Source organism: Rahnella sp. 1L-D-7-B-C2, from assembly GCF_057290995.1.
Genome location: NZ_JBXAVQ010000014.1, coordinates 56,655 through 79,130, shown reverse-complemented (window position 1 = coordinate 79,130; position 22,476 = coordinate 56,655). Strand labels below are relative to the sequence as shown.

The 22,476-nt window shown below is 48.3% G+C and carries 18 protein-coding genes; 9 read left to right on the top strand and 9 right to left on the bottom strand.

What is annotated here, in order from left to right; genetic code table 11:
- The first annotated feature begins 141 nt into the window (after positions 1-141).
- From AC0Z7K_RS18890 to AC0Z7K_RS18880, 3 genes are all read left to right on the top strand, one after another.
- The gene (locus AC0Z7K_RS18890; protein ID WP_112197309.1) at positions 142-1,023 is read left to right on the top strand and encodes a RepB family plasmid replication initiator protein; all 882 of its coding nucleotides are present in this window, start codon (positions 142-144) and stop codon (positions 1,021-1,023) included.
- A 573-nt stretch (positions 1,024-1,596) separates the two neighbouring features.
- A complete protein-coding gene (locus AC0Z7K_RS18885; RefSeq protein WP_112197311.1) occupies positions 1,597-2,079 on the top strand; it encodes a hypothetical protein in 483 nt (160 codons plus the stop codon).
- Positions 2,063-2,308 (top strand): hypothetical protein, encoded by a 246-nt coding sequence (locus AC0Z7K_RS18880; RefSeq protein WP_157962076.1) that lies wholly within the window; start codon positions 2,063-2,065, stop codon positions 2,306-2,308. Before AC0Z7K_RS18885 ends, AC0Z7K_RS18880 begins: the two co-directional genes overlap by 17 nt.
- Before the next feature lie 177 nt (positions 2,309-2,485).
- Here AC0Z7K_RS18880 and AC0Z7K_RS18875 read toward each other — a convergent pair whose 3' ends face one another.
- Positions 2,486-3,520 (bottom strand): hypothetical protein, encoded by a 1,035-nt coding sequence (locus AC0Z7K_RS18875; RefSeq protein WP_112197312.1) that lies wholly within the window; start codon positions 3,518-3,520, stop codon positions 2,486-2,488.
- Positions 3,521-3,978: 458 nt separating this feature from the next.
- Here AC0Z7K_RS18875 and AC0Z7K_RS18870 point away from each other — a divergent pair, with 458 nt between their 5' ends.
- On the top strand, positions 3,979-4,797 hold the full coding sequence (locus AC0Z7K_RS18870) for a hypothetical protein (RefSeq protein WP_112197313.1): 819 nt from the start codon (positions 3,979-3,981) through the stop codon (positions 4,795-4,797).
- 25 nt (positions 4,798-4,822) lie between these two features.
- Here AC0Z7K_RS18870 and AC0Z7K_RS18865 read toward each other — a convergent pair whose 3' ends face one another.
- The 3 genes from AC0Z7K_RS18865 to AC0Z7K_RS18855 all read right to left on the bottom strand — a co-directional run bounded on the left by AC0Z7K_RS18865 (position 4,823) and on the right by AC0Z7K_RS18855 (position 10,482).
- Positions 4,823-7,063 carry a KAP family P-loop NTPase fold protein gene (locus tag AC0Z7K_RS18865; protein ID WP_112197314.1) on the bottom strand — a complete coding sequence of 747 codons (2,241 nt, stop codon included), beginning with the start codon at positions 7,061-7,063 and terminating at the stop codon, positions 4,823-4,825.
- Positions 7,064-7,493: 430 nt separating this feature from the next.
- Positions 7,494-9,323, bottom strand: a complete 1,830-nt coding sequence (locus AC0Z7K_RS18860) for a hypothetical protein (protein WP_112197748.1) — start codon at positions 9,321-9,323, stop codon at positions 7,494-7,496.
- Positions 9,324-9,507: 184 nt separating this feature from the next.
- A complete protein-coding gene (locus AC0Z7K_RS18855; RefSeq protein WP_198670066.1) occupies positions 9,508-10,482 on the bottom strand; it encodes a hypothetical protein in 975 nt (324 codons plus the stop codon).
- Positions 10,483-10,777: 295 nt separating this feature from the next.
- On the opposite strand from AC0Z7K_RS18855, the gene AC0Z7K_RS18850 reads away from it, so the two are divergent.
- Positions 10,778-11,443 (top strand): recombinase family protein, encoded by a 666-nt coding sequence (locus AC0Z7K_RS18850; RefSeq protein WP_039187491.1) that lies wholly within the window; start codon positions 10,778-10,780, stop codon positions 11,441-11,443.
- 99 nt (positions 11,444-11,542) lie between these two features.
- Here the strand turns inward: AC0Z7K_RS18850 and copM are convergent, their stop codons facing one another.
- The 5 genes from copM to silR all read right to left on the bottom strand — a co-directional run bounded on the left by copM (position 11,543) and on the right by silR (position 15,933).
- Positions 11,543-11,893: a CopM family metallochaperone gene (copM, locus tag AC0Z7K_RS18845; RefSeq protein ID WP_112197749.1), complete on the bottom strand. Its 351-nt coding sequence runs from the start codon at positions 11,891-11,893 to the stop codon at positions 11,543-11,545.
- Positions 11,894-11,994: 101 nt separating this feature from the next.
- Entirely contained in the window at positions 11,995-12,918 is a 924-nt protein-coding gene (locus tag AC0Z7K_RS18840) for an IS5 family transposase (RefSeq protein ID WP_485615481.1), read from the bottom strand.
- A gap of 184 nt (positions 12,919-13,102) precedes the next feature.
- Positions 13,103-13,534 (bottom strand): silver-binding protein SilE, encoded by a 432-nt coding sequence (gene silE, locus AC0Z7K_RS18835; protein WP_000790483.1) that lies wholly within the window; start codon positions 13,532-13,534, stop codon positions 13,103-13,105.
- 250 nt (positions 13,535-13,784) lie between these two features.
- Positions 13,785-15,260 carry a copper/silver sensor histidine kinase SilS gene (gene silS / locus AC0Z7K_RS18830; protein WP_112197750.1) on the bottom strand — a complete coding sequence of 492 codons (1,476 nt, stop codon included), beginning with the start codon at positions 15,258-15,260 and terminating at the stop codon, positions 13,785-13,787.
- The gene (gene silR, locus AC0Z7K_RS18825; protein WP_112197751.1) at positions 15,253-15,933 is read right to left on the bottom strand and encodes a copper/silver response regulator transcription factor SilR; all 681 of its coding nucleotides are present in this window, start codon (positions 15,931-15,933) and stop codon (positions 15,253-15,255) included. The genes silS and silR overlap by 8 nt, the downstream gene beginning before the upstream one ends.
- 189 nt (positions 15,934-16,122) lie before the next feature.
- Here silR and silC point away from each other — a divergent pair, with 189 nt between their 5' ends.
- The 4 genes from silC to silA all read left to right on the top strand — a co-directional run bounded on the left by silC (position 16,123) and on the right by silA (position 22,454).
- On the top strand, positions 16,123-17,508 hold the full coding sequence (gene silC / locus AC0Z7K_RS18820) for a Cu(+)/Ag(+) efflux RND transporter outer membrane channel SilC (protein ID WP_112197752.1): 1,386 nt from the start codon (positions 16,123-16,125) through the stop codon (positions 17,506-17,508).
- A gap of 29 nt (positions 17,509-17,537) precedes the next feature.
- Positions 17,538-17,891, top strand: coding sequence for a Cu(+)/Ag(+) efflux RND transporter periplasmic metallochaperone SilF (locus AC0Z7K_RS18815; protein ID WP_001246152.1), 354 nt, complete (start codon positions 17,538-17,540; stop codon positions 17,889-17,891).
- Between the two features lie 113 nt (positions 17,892-18,004).
- Positions 18,005-19,297: a Cu(+)/Ag(+) efflux RND transporter periplasmic adaptor subunit SilB gene (silB, locus tag AC0Z7K_RS18810; RefSeq protein WP_112197753.1), complete on the top strand. Its 1,293-nt coding sequence runs from the start codon at positions 18,005-18,007 to the stop codon at positions 19,295-19,297.
- Between the two features lie 10 nt (positions 19,298-19,307).
- On the top strand, positions 19,308-22,454 hold the full coding sequence (gene silA, locus AC0Z7K_RS18805; RefSeq protein ID WP_416187162.1) for a Cu(+)/Ag(+) efflux RND transporter permease subunit SilA: 3,147 nt from the start codon (positions 19,308-19,310) through the stop codon (positions 22,452-22,454).
- Positions 22,455-22,476 lie beyond the last annotated feature (22 nt).

Genomic DNA, 22,476 nt, shown 5'->3' with positions numbered 1-22,476 from the left:
CATTGAGCGGTTACTTTCATAAAAAAAGCGGTTACTTTCATAAATTTAGCGTTTACTTTCATAATAAAGGCGGTTATTTTCATAACCTTTAGGCGGTTACTTTCATAAAAAGTTCTCAAATTTCAAATACGGTGTGGATAAATGGAAAACTCTAATGATATCAATCCACCAGAAAGTCCATTCGCGATCATCAAGAAAGATTCAGGCACAGCTTATGAACTGATCCCGAACAGCAGCAAAACTGTCCAGCCTGTAGCACTACTTAGATTGAGTGTGTTTACCCCTGTTTCACCTAAGGAAAAGGGGAAGCGGGAATTTCTGATTGATGCGTCAGAAGAACTTTCCAGCTTAGAGGTTGCCAGGCAGGAAGGGTATACAAATATCAAGATTCAGGGCGCCAAGCTCGGTATGTCCACTGATTTCAAAACGTGGATAGGGATCATCTCTGCCTTTTCAAAATACGGTTATTCCAGTGAAAAAATAACCTTACCGTTCTCAGAATTTGCCCGGATGTGTGGTTTAAAGCCCACAGACATCAATGGACGTGCCAGAACACGTCTCAGTGACTCTTTGTTCAATTTATCGAGTGTTACCCTGGCATTTCGCAGCAAAGATGGCAAACGCTCCCTGGTGACGCATTTGGTACAACGTGCGGTGTTAGATATGGACGCTGATCTGGTTGAAATTGTTGGGGACCCAAGTCTATGGGAACTGTACAGATATGATCACAAGGTTTTGCTTGGTCTAAAAGCCCTTTCAGAGTTATCCCGTAAAGAAGCAGCTCAGTCCCTGTATGTGTACTTTGAAAGTATGCCCCCATCTACATTGTTTGTTTCAATGAAACGCCTCCGGGAGCGTCTGGCGATGGAATCGCAAGTAAAAGACCAAAACGCGACGATCCGCAGGGCAATGACTGATTTGAAGAAAATCGGCTACATAGACTATACAGAGACGAAAAAGGGGAGGGAGATCATGTTCATCATCCATACCCGCTCTCCAAAGCTTGGGCTCGCTTCTTCATAAAAGCGGTCACTTTCATAACGCACTGCAAGAAAGGCGGTTACTTTCATAAACGGCATTCGTTAAGCGGTCACTTTCATAAGTTACAGCAAAATTGGCGGTATACGCCGGTGTTTAAGAGTGAATTATGTACTGACTGTGATGCATTCTTATGAAAGCAGCATCTCTTTTCAAAGGCATTATGAAAGTGACCGCTTTCCATTATGAAAGTAGTCACCTTATGCCTAAGGGATGGAACATAGAATACAATGAAAATAATATTAAATTGATGTTGAAATTAAATCATATTGATATTTTTATGACTTGTACTATGCATCCCGACACTTTCACATTAATGATTTTAAAGTCGTGAGATAAGATTACCGCTCATGAGTACCTCTATTTTTAAGTCATCTTAACTACTTGGAAGCGTCTGTTAAACCTGTGGCGATGCAGATTTGAAAATGGCAAGTTACCAAAAAATTGGATTTGCATACTTAAAGATGGTGATTTTAAATGAAAGAAATAACTAATTGAAAAATATAATTTTAACGAAATAAATGTCATGTGACTCATGAAATGAGAGGCGGGAGTTAAATGAATGTAACGGTTAATAGATACACTCCTCCAGGGCTGGTTGAGGGAACACACTATCTAATCAGCATTGTTAAAGACGTAGGGGTTGAGTGTAAGTTTGTTGTGGAAATTGTAAGACTTCCGGAAGAAATGCACCCGTTTTTCTATGACCAATATAATGCCGATAAGATCGAAAACGATTTCTATGTGGTCAATTTCTTCGATTATGTGATATTCAAACAAGACGAGGGAGTGTACAGATATACGCCGGTTGTAAACATGAAATTTACTTTCAAGGAGATGAGAGAGTTTGTAAATGATGGCTTAGCTGTAGCGGTCTTTGATTACATTGAAAATAATAACTTTGGAGCAATAGTGGCCATCCCTATGGATAGGGGGCTATCCTGGATGTACAACAAGGTTTTACGTGAAAATGAGCAAAATTTAGGCTACAATTATAACCAATCTTATATGGAGCAACATATTCATGTCATCGAACCGTAATTTTACATCCACGTCCGAACGCCCAAAAAACGGATACAGCCGTGATGATGTTTTGCGCATTGCTTCAGATTACAAGAATATGCGCATCAAGTTGATATCAGAAGCTGCGAAGTTATGTGGAAAAGAAGTAGGCGAAATTGGCGAAGTTGTTTCTCCGAGAACTAAGAAAAAAGACAGCCTTGCTGGTTTTGAATCTCCGTTGAAAAGAAAGAATGTTAAGAAAACTTAAAAGCGTGGGCAAGTGCCCCGCTTTCCACCCCCTACCTGTTACTTCAAAAAATCAAATCAGCGTTAAATCTAGACTGCACAGTCTATAGCCATGATTAAGTTGAATTTATTCATCATATTCCCTTTTCATGGGAAACGTGCCTTCAGGAGTGCAAGCAAACAGGAACTACTTCCTTAGCTACTCCAGCACAGCGCTCGCTATTTCATCCAACTTCTGACGTAACTTACTTTGCGCACTCGAACTATTATTATTAAATCTGGTATATAGTTCCTTTTCTATAAGGAACGTACGTTGAGTCTCTGCGTCAGACTTGTGGCCCGTTTTGGTCAGATTAAATCTAATGAATTTTTTCTTATCTTTGAGCAACTCCCCCGTATGAAGGTAGCGATGCCCCAGCTTTTCATACAGGTGCTGGCTTCCTCTAGTTTCGACAGACACCTTCTTTCCCTCTCTGTTGAGGATAGATGTAAGGTACTCTTCATACAAATTGTCGGCTGAGCTATATGGTTCCACGATAATGACATCAACAATTTCTTTGGGCTTCTGATCTATGGTTAAAGGGGAAAAATCATCAGGGTGGAAAAGCAAACTCATCAATGTATGAAAATCTTGCGTTAAGTCGTACAACTGGCCAGCCGGTGGTTTCGCACGAGGAGGAAGCGATACTTCTTTTATTAACCCCCAATTTCTAAGAGTACTTACAGCCTGGAGAGTCATACCTCTTTCCATTGAGGTAAGTTTAAGTTCGGCTTCATCTAGCGAGAGAGTACCTATAATCGGTACTGTTTTGCGGATCTTCAGTTCCCTAGCAAACTCGATCTGGTAGCAGGTTAGTTCGCTTGTCATGCGGATGAGATGATAGCGCATTTTGGGGGGAAGCGTTTCCATATCAATACGACCAAGACCCAGCGTAAGACGTGTGTAATATTCAGTTTTTGCTGCCTCATCATCTGCAACGAGTTTGCGAACCACCGTCAGTACTTCTTCCTCTCGAAATTCAACATCTTCAACGTAATCGTAAGCCAAGCCCAGAGCGTAATCTTTTAGACGCTTTTGCCGCTCCTCCTGTTCAATATCGGCCAGGCCTCGCAATAATTTATCGCTAGCATTGACCATACCTCCCACACCGGGTAGGCCTTTTGCAGACTCAACGAACAAATCTAGGACAAGTTTTTTGAGACGTGGGGTAAATATTTTTTTCAATTCGTCCATGGCTCTTCTCTTTTCGTAATTACGGTTCCCCTATCAGGAGACCTGCTGAGCTATAAAATAGGGTCGGAATAGACTGTTAAACACCTACGCCTGAAAACACAACTTGGTGGTTTTCAAAAATCATCTTAACAATGGCGTGACAGGGACCACTTTTCCAACGAGGATTAACTGGATATCCATTTCAAGCGCGCTTCCAAACGAATGCACCAAGTTGATGATGAAGAGGCAAATTAATATCATTTTCCTACTATGAACAGTAACAAATGCTCATCATCTTAATTAAGATTAAATTAAGGAGTGAGTCAGCGATGTGACATTTATGCATGCCTATATGTACGGCAATGTTGTCGTGGCAAAGTACCTCTGACTTTGATAAAAATTTTCCTCCCGTTACCGACATTCTTCATCTTCATGTAAATAATGGGCCCGAAAACATAATTTTTTCAAGGAAAATGCGAATGTCTGCCGATTTACACAATCAGTCTGAAAATGTCAGGCAATTACTCATAGATAAACTGCACGACTGGAAAGATGGCGTCAGCCCGGCATGGAATTCAACCTGGCCGGTTTTTGACCGCCTTATCACTCGTCATCATGAAATGTTCGCGGTCTATGAGGAGCTGGCTGAGCGGGGGATCACAGGAACCAGACTCTGGATTTTGCTGGAGCAGCTTATTTTTGCCGCAAGCTTTGGTACCGAGGAAAAGCATGCCCGCTTGCGCTCAGATTTCCGGGAACTTACCGCTCTCAATGAGGCCATTAGCGAAGCAAGCATCAGGCTGGCGACCATGCTTGAGCGCCGGTCTGAATTACTGAACCTCAGTGGCCATTTCTACTGCGAGCGGCTGGTAAGCCTGACTGAACTAATTGATGAAGCAGGTAAAGATAATGGCTATTATCAGTCATCTCTCAAAAGTAAGCTTGCACTGCTTAATGTTTATGACCTGAAGCACTGGCCAGCAGTTGAAGATATACTGCATGTAATGGGATTGGAAGAAGTAATCACTGAGTTCGCTGATGACGCCACTGAGGCTATCATTAATGCCCGCCGCCCTTCTTTGACGGATTATTTCAGGGAGCTGTTTGACCGTATTAATGATCAAAAAAATGGATTGGTTGGATATTCATTACCCCGTGGCTTCAATTTGTCAGATGAAACCCTCGCAACGATATGCAACATTACTCGCAATCTTAATTCAGAGGAAACCGTTGATGCAGCTTACGTTAAGCGAACCCGCCATCGGCTAAAAGAGCAGGGCGTGGTGACCGGGTGGTAATAACAAAACCATCCGGCCAATGGCATTAAAATCGAGCGTGCTCCTGGGCAGTCCTGATTTCCCTTATGACTTCTGGATGTTGCCCCCCGGCGTCTATGCGAGCAAGCCGTTGTTCTATTACCTCTTCATCGCCAAGAAATTCACTAAGCCTGTTAAGGTCCAGACTCAGGTAACGACCTATATCACTGCTGATGCCACGCCCTCTTAAGCGCATAAGCAACTGCAGCAGTCCATTATCGGTTTGAATAACCTTTTCAGCCCAGATTCTGACACGTTCCGCTTTATCGATGTCGCTCCAGGCATAAAGGTACGACAGGAGATCGTCCGTATTTAAAAGACGGCTCTGAATCTCGTCCTTGTTCAACCGTTCAGCAAGCCCTGGCAACAACCCCTTCAGTTCTTCATCGAACAGTACCCTGTCATTCTCTACCACCTGTCTGTTTCCGACCACCCCATTTTGCCACAGCTGATGTCGCACATATCTTGCAATCCATGACCAAGCAGTTCCCTCTACACAGATGTTTTGGAGGACAGCTATTGAGGCTGCCCTGTCTTCCTGACACATTCTTTGTATTAACCGGTCGACAACCCCGTACAAATCGAGATCATACGCTGCAAACCACACGTTTAATTCATGATAGCGCTGTATTACGGTATCGCTGTAATCAAAGAAAAATCTCACCAACCCTTCGCAGGCCTTCGCGCTTTGCGTGGCCACCATCGGTAGAGAAAGCTGGCTGAGAATGTGCTCAAACCAGGTGCGTGAGGACACATTATTGCTGTCGATTTTCCCCAGTAATAGTTCCGCCATCGCCGCTTGTTGTGCCGGGTCAGCCGCCTGATGGAACAGGTCATCAAAAAACGCTGGGGGTAGCACATTCTGTGGAGAGGAGAAGGCGAAGTAGTAACGCCAATAAGCACCGCTGGCAAGGCGCTTATTGGCCGTCATCTCAGCGCGTTCGCGATCCCCCGTTTGGGAAAAAAGTGTAATGTTTTCGTTGTCATAGCCAGCTATCCCCGGGATCCAATCTCTGAGATGGTAGGCCGTGCGCGCCGTTGAGGGAGGAAAATGGGCCAGATGTGCAATAAGTGCGTCTTTCAGCCCGGTTTGTTCTTCTTCACTGACGCTGCCGTCACCTGAGTCGACGACAGCACGCTCCGTCAGATACTGCTCTATCCAGTCATAGAGGCTGGCGTTACTGATACGGATAAGCTGCAGCAGGCACAGGTCGGGCAGATAAACGTAATCGCGCACCCCTGCGTAGCGAAATCTCAGTATATTAAGAACCAGCTTCACCTCCCGCGGCGTGGACAACGCGGCGCCGTAGACATCCGTCACGCGGGCAAGATCGGCCAACAGGTCCTCTCCGGCACTGTTGCCGTTAACGTCCTGATAAAGTTCAGTCACGCCGCTGATGAATTCCCGCCGCAGGCTAAAAGCCTCCGGACGAGGCAGGCTGAACGAAATCTGCACGATTTTTTGCAGGTAGGCAGCACCGTCCGTGACACCCAGACCGGTCTGAATGGCATGGGCCAGCACCGATTTGTCGTAAGACAGGATATAGCGAAATCGGGGAAAATCCGCCACGGATTTCACCAGGCGCACGACTTCTACGGTCTGTGCTGGCTCCAGCCGGTCCAGGTCGTCCATTACGACGATAAAACTCAGATCCAGCGCGGTAATTTTATCGCCAATTTCGGCGCGCAGCTCGGCGGTCGTCTTTCTGTTCGTCAGAAACTCTGCGTCTGAGTAGGCCTTCAATGCCCCACTGGCGTTGGGCATGCCGGGTACCAGCGCGGCAATTTCGGCTACCGGAGCTAGGTGGCGAGCGGTCGACTGGCTGTATCGCAACACGGTCGATGCCGTGTCAGTCAGCGTTTTCTTTCGCTTCAGGCGTCTGAGCGCTGAGGCCGATAACGCGCGCTTCTCTTCTTCCGCAATAATGGCCGCGACCGGCAAAAGCAGGGATTCAACGGGACTCATTCTCCCACCGTCCAGCCAGGGCGACACGGACAGCACAAAGGTCCGCTCATGCAGTCCGGCCTCGAGGGCAAGACGCAATAAATTGAGCAGGCTGGTTTTACCTGAGCCCCAGACTCCCTCAATGCCGATCACGGCGCTGCCGTCCCGGCCTAATCCCTCGATGGCGAGTGCCAGCTGCTTCGCGACGTGGGTAAACCCATACCGGTCCTCGGCCTGGCAGTGCACGGCGGCATCAAGGTCTGCATTGATGCGTGTGCCGTCTCCTCTCTGTTCATCTGTCATGTTACAAATCTCCGTACAAAGTACGTAGGGTTGCCACGGCGCTGGCTAATTCTCCGTTCGGCGAAAGTGCTCAGCAAACTGCACACAGCGTACGAACGACATCTACCGGTCAGAACCAGTTACAGGCGCGGGAGCTAGTCGCCGACTGCGGCGGGAAAATCGCCGCGCTAACCGTCTACCCGGATGTCCAAGTGCAGATCGCCCGCAGTGAGGGTTTGAATTATTTCCTGCAGCGACCGCAGATAGAAGTTTTGTGTTGCTCGAAGCACCACTGCAGTTGGTGCGCTTCTGTTGGCCAGCCTGGTCATAGGGCTATGAAGAAGTAGATCCAATTTATTCCATTAAGAACCTTTCACGCAGAAATCCCTCTTAATAAGAATGATTCCAGTTATTCAAGATTGGTAGAGTTGTAATTACTGGCACAGAACTATCAATGGTGTGCATTCAACCATTTGATAAGACGTGTGTCACTCCTAGATATATCTCTATCATCCAGTTGTTTCTGAATCGCAGCAATAGCTTTTCTTTCTGTTATTCCCCAGAGTGGATTCAGTTCTTTAAAAACAGAATCAGCAGTAAACTGGCAACGGGTAAACGCTTCCTCGGCTGTACTGACTGTTGGATGAATTACGACAATATGGAACAGAGCACTGATAGTTGCTCGCAGATAATGCTCAAGATTTACCGTTAGGAGTTCTATATGGGGACTTGTCCCCGCGTTGTGCACGATGGTATTCCGTAGGAGATACAATCGATGTAGGTGCCGAGTGACCTTATCTAAGTGGCCAGACAACTTTTTCTCCATTTTCTCAGGCGATGCACATATTTCCGCTAATTTGCCGACGCTGTACTTGACGTAAGGGTAGCCCTCCAGATCTGCCAATAAATCGTTAGCCCGAACCGGATCTTTCAACAGTACAAATAATTCTCCCAGTGTAAGTGAAGCAACTCCCGGTTCGCGTAAAGGGTTTTCAGGGCCCCGATGCAGAAAATGGAGAACCTGACGAAGGGAAAAAAGTTGTTTCACAATGTAATCAAGTACCATGCAAGGCCCCACAACGCTTATCACGTGCTCATCATGTGAAGGGGTGCCTGGTGCAACACCCAAAGTCAAGGACTCAAGCGCTGACCAATATGCGGTGAAGCGACTTTCTTGGCCTGGATTCTCAATACCATTGCGAAAGAATCGAAATGCGGAGCTTATCTTCTTACGTGACGCATCTGGAGTACCTGCAAATAGCCCGCTCATAGCCACCATGAATTGAGTAAATTCTTCATCGGTTAATCGGTCAGCATTTGCCTCAATCTCATTATCGAAGCGAGGCACTTCCGTTTCCTCCTCCCCTCGGACAATTACAAACTGCTTCTGTATAGTTATATCTCCCTTTCCGGCCATGTAAGCGATTACGTCTAACGATTCACGCAGCATTTGCCCAGCCATGTTACGAGCGGATGCATCGGACATGGAGCAAACGGGGATATCTACGGATAAAAAACGCATGCGGTTATCTTCTAATGGTCTAAATAGACAACCGTTAAAATGCAGAAATGGGCCATGGGTAATAAGGAGGGAGTAAAGCTTCTCGCTGACAATGAACATGCGCACTGTCACTTCTTCTGTAGGAGTCACCAGCTTCTGACGAAAGGAATCGAATGCAGTACGGAAAGCGTCTGGCTCATCAACCACACGGTTACGGAATATATTAATATATAAAAGGTAACATTCAGTGAGCGTCATTCCCCTGGTTAGCAGTATGCTCATAATATTGTTTGTCAGTGAGTAGATTCTTAACGCTTCCTCAGTACCCAACATCTGATGAGTGAACAGCTGTTGTTCCAAAAGAGCAAGCGCTTGTGTGACATAGTGACTTTCAGAGATATTTGCCAACTGACTACACAGGCTACGGATTAGACGAGGGCGTTTTTCAACGGGGCTTCGGGTGGAATCATCCAACTGGTCGCGAGGTAGGAGACTGATTAGCTGTGAGACCGTATCAATAAATAGGTCGCTTTTTAGGACATTGTCCTGTTCGAGAATATCAAGAAGCTCTAACACTACTCGCCGGCGTTTCTTATCGGCGTGAAAACGATCCTCCATGCCGTACAAAAAAAGCAGCTCTTGAACGGTACTTAACGCATTGCTATAGCCAACCCGGTCAGTATCCGGGCTGTTTTTGTGGCAGAAATTAGCCCAGCATTCGATAAAGAACAGCTGGCTATCCGTCAACCCTTCCCGGGCAAGGCGGCGGTCTATGCGCATAAATATGGATCTCTACTGTGTAGTGAGCTATGATTGACACCATCTAAATTTAAGACATCTGCTGTCAACAGCGGGTGCCACCGAAAAAAACGGCTCTCCCTTCTGTCTGTGGTTCTATCCCGGGGAGGTTCTGAGCCATATTTTATCAAAGCCGCCGTCTAGGGCGGCTTTTCCTTTAAAATAACTAACGCGCAGACCCTCCGATCCATCCCCGCACCTTCTCGTCCACTAAATCCGCCAATCCTCGAGCCACTTCACTCAGCGACACGGGGTTTTCATGTTCCGCTACACCACAAGAGTAAAGATGCAGTGCGCAAGTCCCCTCTCGAAAACTAAATCCTAGAGTCCAGTTATTATTATGCCAAGTGGCTTCGCCAAATCCCATGTCTGGAGACATGATCCGGCCAGTGAAGAAAGGAAATGCTAGTTTACTGAAAAGTTCTTCTGGTAGCGTTGCAGTTCTAGACTGATCTAAAATCATAGTTACCTGAAAGGCACCATAACCGTACCCATCAGGGCGGAATATCGCTACACGGCTATAGTAACCTTCAGCGTGTGCCTCGGTAAGAAAGGTAGCGTCCGTACGATTCATGGCCGCACGGATCTCGTTAATCTGACGATAGTAATCCTGACGTCGATACCAAGTTCCCCATCGACTAAATATATCAGCCCAAGCAGCTTCAATTGTTGCATCATCACGGCCTGCTATTTCCGTAAACAGGGCAAAATATAAGGAAACACCATACAGCATGGGTACACTTGGTACCAAAGCCTGCTGGGCACGAATCCGCAAATAAGGAGTATTACGCAACAGAATGTCACGTAAATCATTCTCATTATTTATATTAAGAATGCCTACATAAGCACGGTCAGCTAGTGTACTTGCTCCATTGTCATACCATGCAGACACCATTGTGCAATTGGAAATAGCTGCAAGCTCCTGATCTAATGAGGTAACCAGAGGACTTTTCAAGCAGAACACTTTAATGATACTGCTCATCGGACCGTTTATCAGCTCACGCATCAGGGCAGATTTATTTGTTCCTCTACTGGCCGAGACTTCTTCGAGTGCTTGGCTGACTGAGGCTCTTACCCCTTTGACCGAAACCGCAATCGTATGTTCGGTCCCGTTATCAGGTATGGAAATACGTTCATTCATAAGGAACCCTATGGGAGTTATTCACTAGCTTAGAAACATTGAAATACAATATTGTCATTTTATTGATAAATCAATAAGAGAATTACAAAAACAAAAAAGAATTACAACATCCCAAAAAGAACTCATTTTGATACCGTAATGGTAGTTACTTTAATCTTAGTAACTATTCAAACAATAGTGATATATAAGTATCCCTTAATGATACTATCTAACTAAATTCGAAAATCCTGTTATGATACCATTTAAAAGGTACCCCTATAATTGTTACCATTTAAAAGTTACCAGTGGTGAGAAAATGTACATTTATGCTTATCTTCGGGCATCTACAATTGAGCAAGACGCTCTTCGCGCAAAAAACAGGCTGAAGGAATTTGCAACTCATCATGGACAACGTATTGCCGGTTGGTATGTTGAGAATGCCTCTGGAGCCTCGCTTGACCGTCCTGAGCTTACCCGTATGCTTTCTGATATGGAGTCAGGGGATGTGATATTGATAGAGCAGGTCGATAGGTTGTCGCGTCTTAGCGATGAAGACTGGGACACACTGAAGCGTAGAATGCTTGAGAAGGACTTGTCAGTTATCAGTCTTGACCTTCCAACCAGTCATATAGCTCTTACTCATGCGGCTTCAGACAACTTTACACGAAGTATGCTTAGGGCTGTCAATTGTATGATGCTCGATATGTTGGCCGCTATCGCTCGTAAAGATTATGAGGATCGTCGCCGACGACAGAAAGAAGGTGTAGAAAAAGCCAGACAGGAAGGGAAATATGCCGGACGGCAACCTGATATGGCAAAACACGAGTTAATAACAACTTTACGGCTACATAACGGTAAATCCATAAATGAAACGGCGCGACTGGCAGGTGTATCAAGAATGACCGTTATTCGCGTATGCAAAACTAATAAAGGATGCTTAGAATCACAGTCGGAATCTGATGTTGCTTTAATATTAAAATGAAACCCCGAAATTAATCGGAGTTTCATTATTTTACGTTTAACAGGGTCCCGATCTCGGGAGTGATGTAAAAATACGCTTACAGAAGCGGTAATACAAATATTATTTTTGGCTGTCGAGCCATTTATTCATGTGCTCAATTTCACCTTTCTGAGCTTTTATGATGTCCTGCGCAAGCTTTCTCATTTCGGGATCTTTTCCGTATTTAAGTTCGGTCTCAGCCATGGCGATTGCCCCTTCATGGTGAGCAACCATACCTTTTGCAAACGCCTTGTCGGGATCGGACTCATTAACGGCGGCCATCATTTTGGCATGCATGTCTTTCATGCCTGCCATATATTCCTGTGACGATACCGATGAGGACATATCAGACATTTTCATGTCCGAATGTTCGGCGGAAATGGCGGGCAGGGATAACATTAATATAACAAAAAGGCTGTTTCTGATTTTCATATAAAAATTCCTTTCAGGTAGGTACCGGTAAATTGTAGCTGAGTCAGGGCTTTGTTGAATAAATCGGATTTAGATAAAAGCTCCCCTCGTCGCTGACTTTCTCAGGCAATCCGTACGCTTTCTGGCATGCCTGCACGCGTCATTTTGTTTAATGCGCGGATCATGGCCATAGCCTCCCCAACCTGCGCATCATAATCCCGCAACGTAAGATGCCCACCAAACAGCTGTTTGACACGGTACATTGCCGTTTCGGCCACCGAACGTCGGTTGTAAGCCGTGTGCCATTTCCAGTACGCATTGCTTCCCGTGAGCCGTTGCCGGGCAACCGCCTGATTTCTGTCGGCATACTCAGCCGACCAGTAACCCGCTCGGGTTCGCGGCGGGATAAGTGCTTTGATTTTCTTACGCCGCAGTTCGTCGTGGCACCGTCTGGTGTCATAAGCTCCGTCGGCTGAAGCGACCCTGATTTTCCGGTGTGTCTGGTGGATAAGTCCCGGGAATGCTTCTGCATCAGTCACGTTGTTCAGGGACAGGTCAGCACAGATAACCTCATGCGTACTGGCGTCCACGGCCAGGTGCAGCTTCCGCCAGACGCGGCGCTTTTCCTGACCGTGTTTTTTCACCTTCCACTCACCCTCACCGAAAACTTTTAAGCCGGTGGAGTCGATAACCAGGTGGGCAATTTCACCGCGTGTGGGGCTTTTGAAAGGGATGCTGACGGACTTAGCCCGCCTGCTGACGCAGGAATAATCCGGGCAACGGAGCGGGAGCTTCATCAGGATAAAAATGGAATCGATGAATCCCTGCACAGCGCGCAGCGTGAGGCGAAAGACGCGTTTGAGCATCAGAACGGTGGAAATGGCCAGCTCGGAATAACGTTGAGGACGACCACGTGAAGAGGTTTTGGGTTCGTCATACCAGGCCTGAATGGTCGACTCATCAAGCCAGAATGTCAGTGAGCCCCGATTGACGAGGGCTTTGTTGTAGACGTTCCAGTTGGTGATTTTGAACTTTTTTTTTGCCACGGGATACCGCTACAGGATCGAGAATGTGGTGATCTGATCCTGATTATGGCCAAAAGTTCGATTTATTCAACAAAGCCCTGAGTCAGTTAAAAAAGCCCCCTGGCGGGGGCAAAAAGAAGCAACAAATCCGGTAAAGGAATAATCTATCAGGGAAAAGGTAACAGCACGGATACTACCGTCGCATTCAGCCTGCATTGATCATGCGGCGGTGCGCTTCGGCCATGGCCTGATGTGGGCCGGATTGCCCGTTATTCATGAATTCATGGGCAACCGCTGCTCTTTCATGCTCATTCATCGCCGCGTAAGACGTTGACGGGACGGTCGTGGATACCGTGTTATTTCCCATCATCTTCTGATGACTTTCCACCATTTTCTGGTGCGCATCCGCCGAGCCGTTCGTCATGGTTTCATGAGCAATAATGGCCTGTTCATGCTGGTCCATACCGGTCATACGAGGAGCAGTCCCCTGGATCCCGACAGGAGCCGCAGCAGACTGCATCTGGTGAGCAGGAGCCTGTGCATTGTTGACGCGATCATGGATATTCACGGTTTCAGTGGCCCAGGCCGATGAAATTAAACCAAAGCCCAGCAAAGATGCTAATACGATATTTTTCATGATAACTCTCCATTTCTGAATTAGTGATGTCCGGGGAAGTACAACCGGTGTTTTCAGTTCCATAACTGAAACAAGTTCGGCAGCGTTTATTTCTCCGGAAGAGGGCTGGATATTCATTTCCTGGCGTACTCTGACGCCGGGTATTGATGAAGCAATCCAGCCTTCCTGATAAGTTGCACTAATTATATCGAATGGCTTCTGTTTGCTGCATGACAGGCTAATGACATCTTTGTCATTTACATCTTTATTTTCAGCATTGGGTTTCCGGGATCATTTTCTCCAGTCTGGGCACGGATAAGATAAAACGCGTGGAGCGTACGTCTGATTCCACCTGCACTCTTCCGTGATGTGCTTCCACGATTGACTTCACAATCGCAAGGCCGATGCCGCTGCCTTCTCCTTTTCGTTGTCTGGATGGATCCACCCGATAAAAACGGTCAAACAGCCTTGATAAATGTTCTTCAGGGATCGGTTTCCCTGGATTTTCAATCACAAGGTCAAAAAAGCTCTCTTGCTCTCTTATTGAGACGGTGATTGCCTGTCCTTCCGGGGTATAACGCAGGGCATTGGAAAGCAGATTATTGATCGCTCTTCTGAACATTTGTGGATCACCTTCAACCAGACAGGGCATCCCGTTAAATTTGAGCGTGATATTGCGTTCTTCGGCCCAGGCTTCGAAAAACTCGAAGACTTTCATGACTTCCACTCTGAGATCAAACCGAACCCTGTCAGGTATCAGCTGATTATTGTCCGCCTGCGCCAGGAAAAGCATGTCGCTGACCATTTTAGTCATCCGGTTATACTCTTCAAGACTGGAATAGAGGACATCCTCGAGCTCCTTCTGCGTTCGGTCCTTACTCAGTGCGATCTCAGTCTGCGTCACCAGATTGGTGATGGGGGTTCTGATCTCGTGCGCGATATCGGCAGAGAAATTGGCCTGGCGGGTAAAAACATCCTCAATCTTTCCAATCATGTGATTGAACGAGATAACCAGCTGCTCCAGCTCAATGGGAACGCGTGTCGGTTCCAGCCGCGCATCAAGATTCTCGGAGGTGATGTTTTTAATAGCATTGCTGACATTACGCAGGGGAAGATGTCCCTGGCGGACCGCGATGCGAATAATAAGAACAATCAGCAGACTTATTACAACGGCGATCGCAATCAGATTTTTTTTCAGCGCATCGAGGTAATGGAGATGGAAATTAATGGAGAGGCCAGTCAGCATGACATAGTTCTGCTGTTTGCCCTGAAATATCGCCTGGCCAGAGGAGGCGATAATCCGGTATGTTTCCATCTTCATTTCTGATCCGGTATCCATCGGTCTCGCAGGATCCTCTACCGTCCAGAGAAAGACATCCCGTGCGCGGCTGTGCTCGCTAAAATCTGCTGAATTCACGGCCGGGCGTAGTGCCGCCCCCTGCGCTGAACTAAAGAGCACTTCCCCCCTGGGATTGAGGAGCAAAAGGGCAACGTTGCGGTAGCTGGCAATCGACTCCTTTATTTTGCTTACTTTTTTTTCATCCGGATCCGCCGGGGACTGCAGTATACGGTTCAGTGTGGTGCTGATTTGTTGAAGATCGCTGACATCCTGCTCGGCAAAATGATTTTCAACAGAATGCAGCATAAACCAGGTGAAGGCGCTAAAAGCCAGTATCGTGGACAGGCTGATAAAAAAGGTCAGCCGCAGAGCGAGTGAGAAAGGGCGCCTGGAAGGTTTGCTATGCATCCGGGACCTCCAGCATATAGCCCACGCCCCGGACTGTCTGGATCAGCTTTGTCTCGTAATCGTTGTCTATTTTCGCGCGAAGTCGCTTTACTGCGACATCAATCGCGTTTGTGTCGCTGTCAAAATTCATGTCCCAGACCTGAGAGGCAATCAGGGAGCGGGGGAGCACTTCCCCCTGATGGCGAATGAAGAACTCCAGCAGGCTGAACTCTTTACTGGTGAGCACAATGCGGTTTCCGGCGCGACTGACTTTTCTGGAGACGAGATCAACCAGGAGGTCAGCCACTTTAAACTGGCTCTCCGTGATCATCGTGTTTCCTCGCCTCAGAAGGGTCCTTACCCGGGCGAGCAGTTCGGCAAACGCAAAGGGTTTAACCAGATAATCGTCCGCCCCCAGCTCCAGTCCTTTAACCCTGTGTTCAATCGTGCCAAGGGCCGTCAGCAGTAAGACCGGCATCCCCTTTCCGGCCGAGCGCAGCATGCGGATGATATCCCAGCCGTTCACATCAGGCAGCATGATGTCCAGAATGACTAAATCATACTCGGCGGTCATGGCGAGATGATACCCGGTAAGACCATTATCAGCGTGATCCACCACGAATCCTGCCTCTGTAAGCCCCTTGCTGAGATATTCACCTGTTTTAATTTCGTCTTCGACGATCAATATTTTCATCTTGCTCCCCGGCTGGCTGCTATGGTCATTCTATTGCGCCCACGATCGTTATCAACGGATTACAGCAAAAATGACAACATTGTCATTATCCTGTCACCCGGCAAACAGAGAGCGTTCGGTAAAGTACCCCTATCAATACTCTGGACTTCATTTGAACCATTTACCAGGTCTGCCTGGACGAGAAGCGTTATGTTCAAATTAAAATTACTCAGCATTAGCACGATATTCATCCTGGCCGGTTGTGTCTCTCTGGCCCCTGAATATCAGCGCCCGGCAGCACCGGTACCCCAGCAGTTTTCACTGTCCCGAAACAGCCTGACGCCAGCAGTGAATGGTTATCAGGATACGGGCTGGCGTAACTTTTTTGTCGATCCCCAGGTTACACGGCTGATTACTGAAGCCCTGAATAATAACCGTGATTTGAGAATGGCTGCCCTGAAGGTTGAAGAGGCCCGGGCCCAGTTCAACGTCACGGATGCAGATCGTTATCCCCAGCTGAATGCCTCATCCGGGATCACATACAGCGGTGGCCTGAAAGGCGACAAGCCGTCCACACAGGAGTACGACGCGGGTCTGGAACTCAGCTACGAGCTCGATTTTTTCGGCAAACTTAAGAACATGAGTGACGCTGATCGCCAGAACTACTTTGCCAGCGAAGAAGCCCGTCGGGCCGTACACATCCTGCTGGTATCCAGCGTTTCACAAAGCTATTTCAGCCAGCAACTGGCGTACGAACAACTCCGTATTGCGCGGGAAACGCTGAAAAATTATCAACAGTCCTATGCTTTCGTTGAGCAACAGCTCGTGACCGGGAGTACGAACGTTCTGGCACTTGAACAGGCGAGAGGACAAATTGAAAGTACCCGCGCCGAAATAGCCAAACGAGAAGGCGATCTGGCTCAGGCAAACAATGCCCTGCAACTGGTGCTGGGAACGTACCGCGCACTTCCGTCAGAAAAAGGGATGAAAGGCGGGGAGATAGCCCCAGTAAAATTGCCACCAAATCTGTCTTCACAAATTTTGCTGCAGCGCCCGGATATTATGGAAGCGGAATACCAGCTGAAAGCGGCTGATGCCAATATTGGCGCAGCGCGAGCGGCGTTTTTCCCCTCCATTACCCTGACCAGTGGTCTTTCCGCAAGCAGTACGGAGCTGTCCAGCCTGTTTACGTCAGGAAGTGGAATGTGGAATTTTATCCCTAAAATTGAAATTCCTATATTTAATGCTGGCAGGAATAAAGCCAATCTGAAGCTGGCTGAAATTCGCCAGCAACAGTCGGTGGTTAATTACGAACAAAAAATTCAGTCAGCCTTTAAGGATGTTTCCGACACGCTTGCGCTGCGCGACAGCCTTAGCCAGCAACTTGAGTCTCAGCAGCGTTATCTTGATTCACTTCAGATAACTCTCCAGCGTGCCAGAGGATTGTATGCAAGTGGTGCTGTCAGTTACATCGAAGTGCTGGATGCAGAACGTTCCCTCTTCGCTACGCAGCAAACCATTCTCGATCTTACCTATTCCCGACAGGTTAACGAAATTAATCTGTTTACCGCGCTGGGTGGCGGTTGGGTAGAGTAAATTTATTTAATTAATCAGGAAATTAAAAAATGCGTAATTCACTTAAAGCCGTTTTATTTGGTGCCTTCTCTGTCATGTTTTCTGCCGGTCTTCATGCTGAAACACATCAGCATGGCGATATGAATGCTGCCAGTGATGCTTCGGTACAGCAGGTTATCAAGGGCACAGGTATCGTTAAAGACATTGATATGAATAGTAAAAAAATCACCATTTCGCACGAAGCAATCCCTGCGGTGGGCTGGCCTGCAATGACCATGCGCTTCACTTTTGTTAATGCAGACGACGCTATCAATGCCCTGAAAACCGGCAACCATGTCGATTTCTCGTTTATTCAGCAGGGCAATATCTCCTTACTCAAAAGCATTAACGTGACGCAATCCTGATTAACAGTCCGGAGCGAATACATCCAGTGCGCCTGAACATTCATTAAGGGATTACTGTGAATGAATGATCGGGCGCATATGCCAGGTGTTTTGATTTTTCAGCGAGAAATTGTATGGCTTCTTTAAAGATAAAATATGCTGCAATAATTATCAGCAGCCTCATAGCAGGAGGGCTGATATCGGTTACTGCCTGGCAGTATGTAAACTCATCACAAAAAACAGTACAAACAGAACAAAAGGCACCGGAGAAAAAGGTACTTTTCTGGTATGACCCGATGAAACCGGATACCAAATTTGATAAACCCGGAAAATCGCCCTTTATGGATATGGACCTGGTGCCAAAATATGCTGATGAAAGTGGCGATAAAAGCAGTGGCGGGATCCGTATCGACCCAACCCAGGTTCAGAATCTGGGATTAAAAACGCAAAAAGTCACGCGAGGAATGCTGAATTATTCTCAGACAATCCCGGCTAATGTCAGTTACAACGAGTATCAGTTTGTCATTGTGCAGGCGCGTTCTGACGGTTTCGTCGAAAAAGTGTATCCCCTGACGATTGGCGATCATGTGAAGAAAGGCACTCCGCTTATCGATATCACCATTCCTGAATGGGTTGAGGCACAAAGTGAGTTCCTGCTGTTATCCGGTACAGGCGGTACGCCAACCCAGATAAAAGGGGTTCTGGAGCGACTTCGTCTGGCTGGTATGCCGGAAGAGGATATTCAAAGGCTGCGTTCAACCCGCACCATCCAGACCCGTTTTACCATTAAAGCACCTATTGATGGCGTCATTACTGCATTTGACCTGCGCACCGGCATGAATATTTCGAAAGATAAGGTGGTGGCTCAGATTCAGGGAATGGATCCGGTCTGGATCAGCGCTGCAGTGCCAGAATCTATCGCCTATCTGCTGAAAGATACGTCGCAGTTTGAAATTTCGGTACCGGCTTATCCGGATAAAACATTCCATGTCGAAAAATGGAACATTCTTCCCAGCGTGGATCAGACAACCCGTACGCTTCAGGTCCGTCTCCAGGTTTCTAATAAGGATGAGTTTCTCAAGCCGGGCATGAATGCCTATCTGAAACTGAATACCAGGAGCCAGGAGATGCTGCTGATACCAAGCCAGGCCGTTATCGATACCGGCAAAGAACAGCGCGTGATTACTGTTGATGATGAAGGCAAGTTTGTGCCGAAACAGATCCACGTTCTGCATGAATCACAGCAACAGTCCGGCATCGGCTCCGGCCTGAATGAAGGCGATACCGTGGTGGTCAGTGGCCTGTTCCTCATTGACTCTGAAGCCAATATTACGGGCGCACTGGAACGTATGCGCCACCCTGAAAAAACAGAAAGCAGTATGCCAGCAATGTCTGACCAGCCTGTAAATACGCATTCAGGGCACTGAGGAGACGACGATGATTGAATGGATTATCCGGCGCTCTGTCGCCAACCGTTTCCTGGTCATGATGGGGGCCCTGTTTCTCAGCATCTGGGGCACATGGACGATTATTAACACGCCGGTCGATGCCTTGCCTGACCTGTCAGATGTGCAGGTCATTATCAAAACCAGCTATCCCGGCCAGGCCCCGCAGATCGTTGAAAACCAGGTCACCTATCCGCTTACCACCACCATGCTGTCCGTGCCTGGCGCAAAAACCGTGCGCGGTTTTTCACAGTTCGGTGATTCGTATGTGTATGTCATTTTTGAAGACGGCACCGATCTGTACTGGGCTCGCTCTCGCGTGCTGGAGTACCTGAATCAGGTTCAGGGAAAACTGCCTGCCGGTGTGAGTTCTGAAATCGGTCCTGATGCCACGGGCGTGGGCTGGATTTTTGAATATGCTCTGGTCGATCGCAGCGGAAAACACGACCTTTCGGAACTGCGCTCTCTGCAGGACTGGTTCCTGAAATTTGAGCTGAAAACCATCCCGAACGTGGCTGAGGTCGCTTCGGTTGGCGGCGTGGTGAAACAGTACCAGATTCAGGTCAATCCGGTAAAACTGTCTCAGTATGGTATCAGCCTGCCCGAAGTGAAACAGGCCCTTGAATTGTCTAACCAGGAGGCCGGTGGCTCATCCGTTGAAATTGCAGAAGCGGAGTATATGGTCCGTGCCAGCGGTTATCTTCAGAGCATTGATGATTTTAATAACATCGTCCTGAAAACCGGCGAGAACGGCGTGCCGGTTTATCTGCGGGATGTTGCCCGCGTGCAGACCGGGCCTGAAATGCGGCGTGGTATTGCCGAGCTGAACGGCCAGGGCGAAGTCGCTGGCGGCGTGGTGATCCTGCGGTCGGGTAAAAATGCACGCGACGTTATCACGGCAGTGAGGGATAAACTTGAGACGCTGAAGGCCAGCCTGCCGGAAGGCGTTGAAATCGTGACCACCTATGATCGCAGCCAGTTAATCGACCGGGCGATTGATAACCTCAGTTCCAAACTTCTGGAAGAGTTTATCGTGGTGGCCATCGTCTGTGCCCTGTTCCTGTGGCACGTACGTTCTGCCCTCGTGGCGATTATCTCTCTGCCGCTTGGCCTGTGTATCGCCTTTATCGTCATGCACTTCCAGGGACTGAACGCCAATATCATGTCGCTGGGAGGGATAGCGATTGCCGTCGGTGCGATGGTGGATGCCGCCATTGTGATGATTGAGAATGCGCATAAGCGGCTTGAGGAGTGGGATCATCAGCATCCGGGTGAGCAGATTGACAACGCCACCCGCTGGAAGGTGATTACCGACGCCTCCGTTGAAGTGGGACCCGCACTGTTTATCAGCCTGCTGATCATCACCCTGTCCTTTATTCCTATCTTTACCCTGGAAGGTCAGGAAGGACGTCTGTTTGGCCCGCTGGCATTCACGAAAACGTACTCCATGGCGGGCGCGGCCGCGCTGGCCATCATCGTCATTCCGATTCTGATGGGATTCTGGATCCGGGGGAAAATTCCTGCAGAGACCAGTAACCCCCTGAACCGGGTACTGATCAAAGCGTATCATCCATTGCTGTTGCGGGTTCTCCACTGGCCAAAAACAACCCTGCTGGTTGCGGCCTTGTCCATTTTCACCGTTATCTGGCCACTGAGCCAGGTGGGCGGTGAGTTTCTGCCGAAGATTAACGAGGGCGACCTGTTGTATATGCCGTCGACCCTGCCGGGTGTCTCTCCGGCTGAAGCTGCAGCGCTCCTGCAGACGACGGACAAGTTAATCAAAAGCGTTCCTGAAGTGGCCTCTGTATTTGGCAAGACCGGTAAAGCAGAGACCGCAACGGATTCCGCACCGCTCGAAATGGTTGAAACCACGATCCAGCTCAAACCTGAGGATCAGTGGCGTCCAGGCATGACCATTGACAAGATTATTGAAGAACTCGACAGGACCGTCCGGTTACCGGGGCTGGCAAACCTCTGGGTGCCGCCAATCCGTAACCGTATTGATATGCTCTCAACCGGGATCAAAAGCCCGATAGGTATCAAGGTGTCCGGAACGGTTCTGTCCGATATCGATGCGACGGCGCAGAGTATTGAAGCGGTAGCCAAAACGGTACCGGGCGTGGTGTCTGCCCTGGCTGAGCGACTTGAGGGTGGGCGCTACATCGATATCGATATCAACCGGGAAAAAGCCTCCCGCTACGGAATGACGGTGGGCGATGTGCAGCTGTTCATTTCATCAGCCATCGGCGGTGCGACGGTAGGGGAAACGGTGGAAGGCGTGGCCCGGTACCCGATTAATATCCGCTATCCGCAGGATTACCGTAACAGTCCACAGGCGCTGAAACAGATGCCGATCCTGACCCCGATGAAGCAGCAGATCACACTGGGCGATGTTGCGGATATCAAGGTCGTTTCAGGGCCGACTATGCTGAAAACGGAAAATGCCCGTCCAGCCAGCTGGATTTACATTGACGCGCGCGGCAGGGATATGGTGTCAGTGGTTAATGACATTAAAACGGCGATCGGTCAGAAAGTGAAACTGAGACCGGGTACCAGCGTGTCATTCTCCGGACAGTTTGAACTGCTTGAGCATGCCAACAAGAAACTGAAGCTGATGGTGCCGATGACGGTGATGATCATCTTCATCCTGTTATATCTGGCATTCCGCAGGGTTGATGAAGCCCTGTTGATCCTGATGAGCCTGCCGTTTGCCCTGGTTGGCGGGATATGGTTCCTGTACTGGCAGGGCTTCCATATGTCAGTGGCGACCGGAACCGGGTTTATCGCTCTGGCCGGGGTGGCAGCAGAGTTTGGCGTGGTCATGCTGATGTATCTGCGTCATGCGATTGAAGCGCACCCGGAATTGTCCCGTAAAGAGACGTTCACACCGGAAGGCCTTGATGAAGCCCTCTATCATGGTGCCGTACTACGTGTCCGGCCGAAAGCCATGACCGTGGCGGTGATCATTGCGGGTCTGCTGCCAATACTCTGGGGAACTGGTGCAGGTTCAGAAGTCATGAGCCGTATCGCGGCACCCATGATTGGTGGGATGATCACGGCTCCGCTGCTGTCCCTGTTCATTATTCCTGCCGCCTACAAATTAATCTGGCTGCGCAGACATAAAAAAAGCGTGTCCTGAACCTGAAAGGGCACCCCCTGTG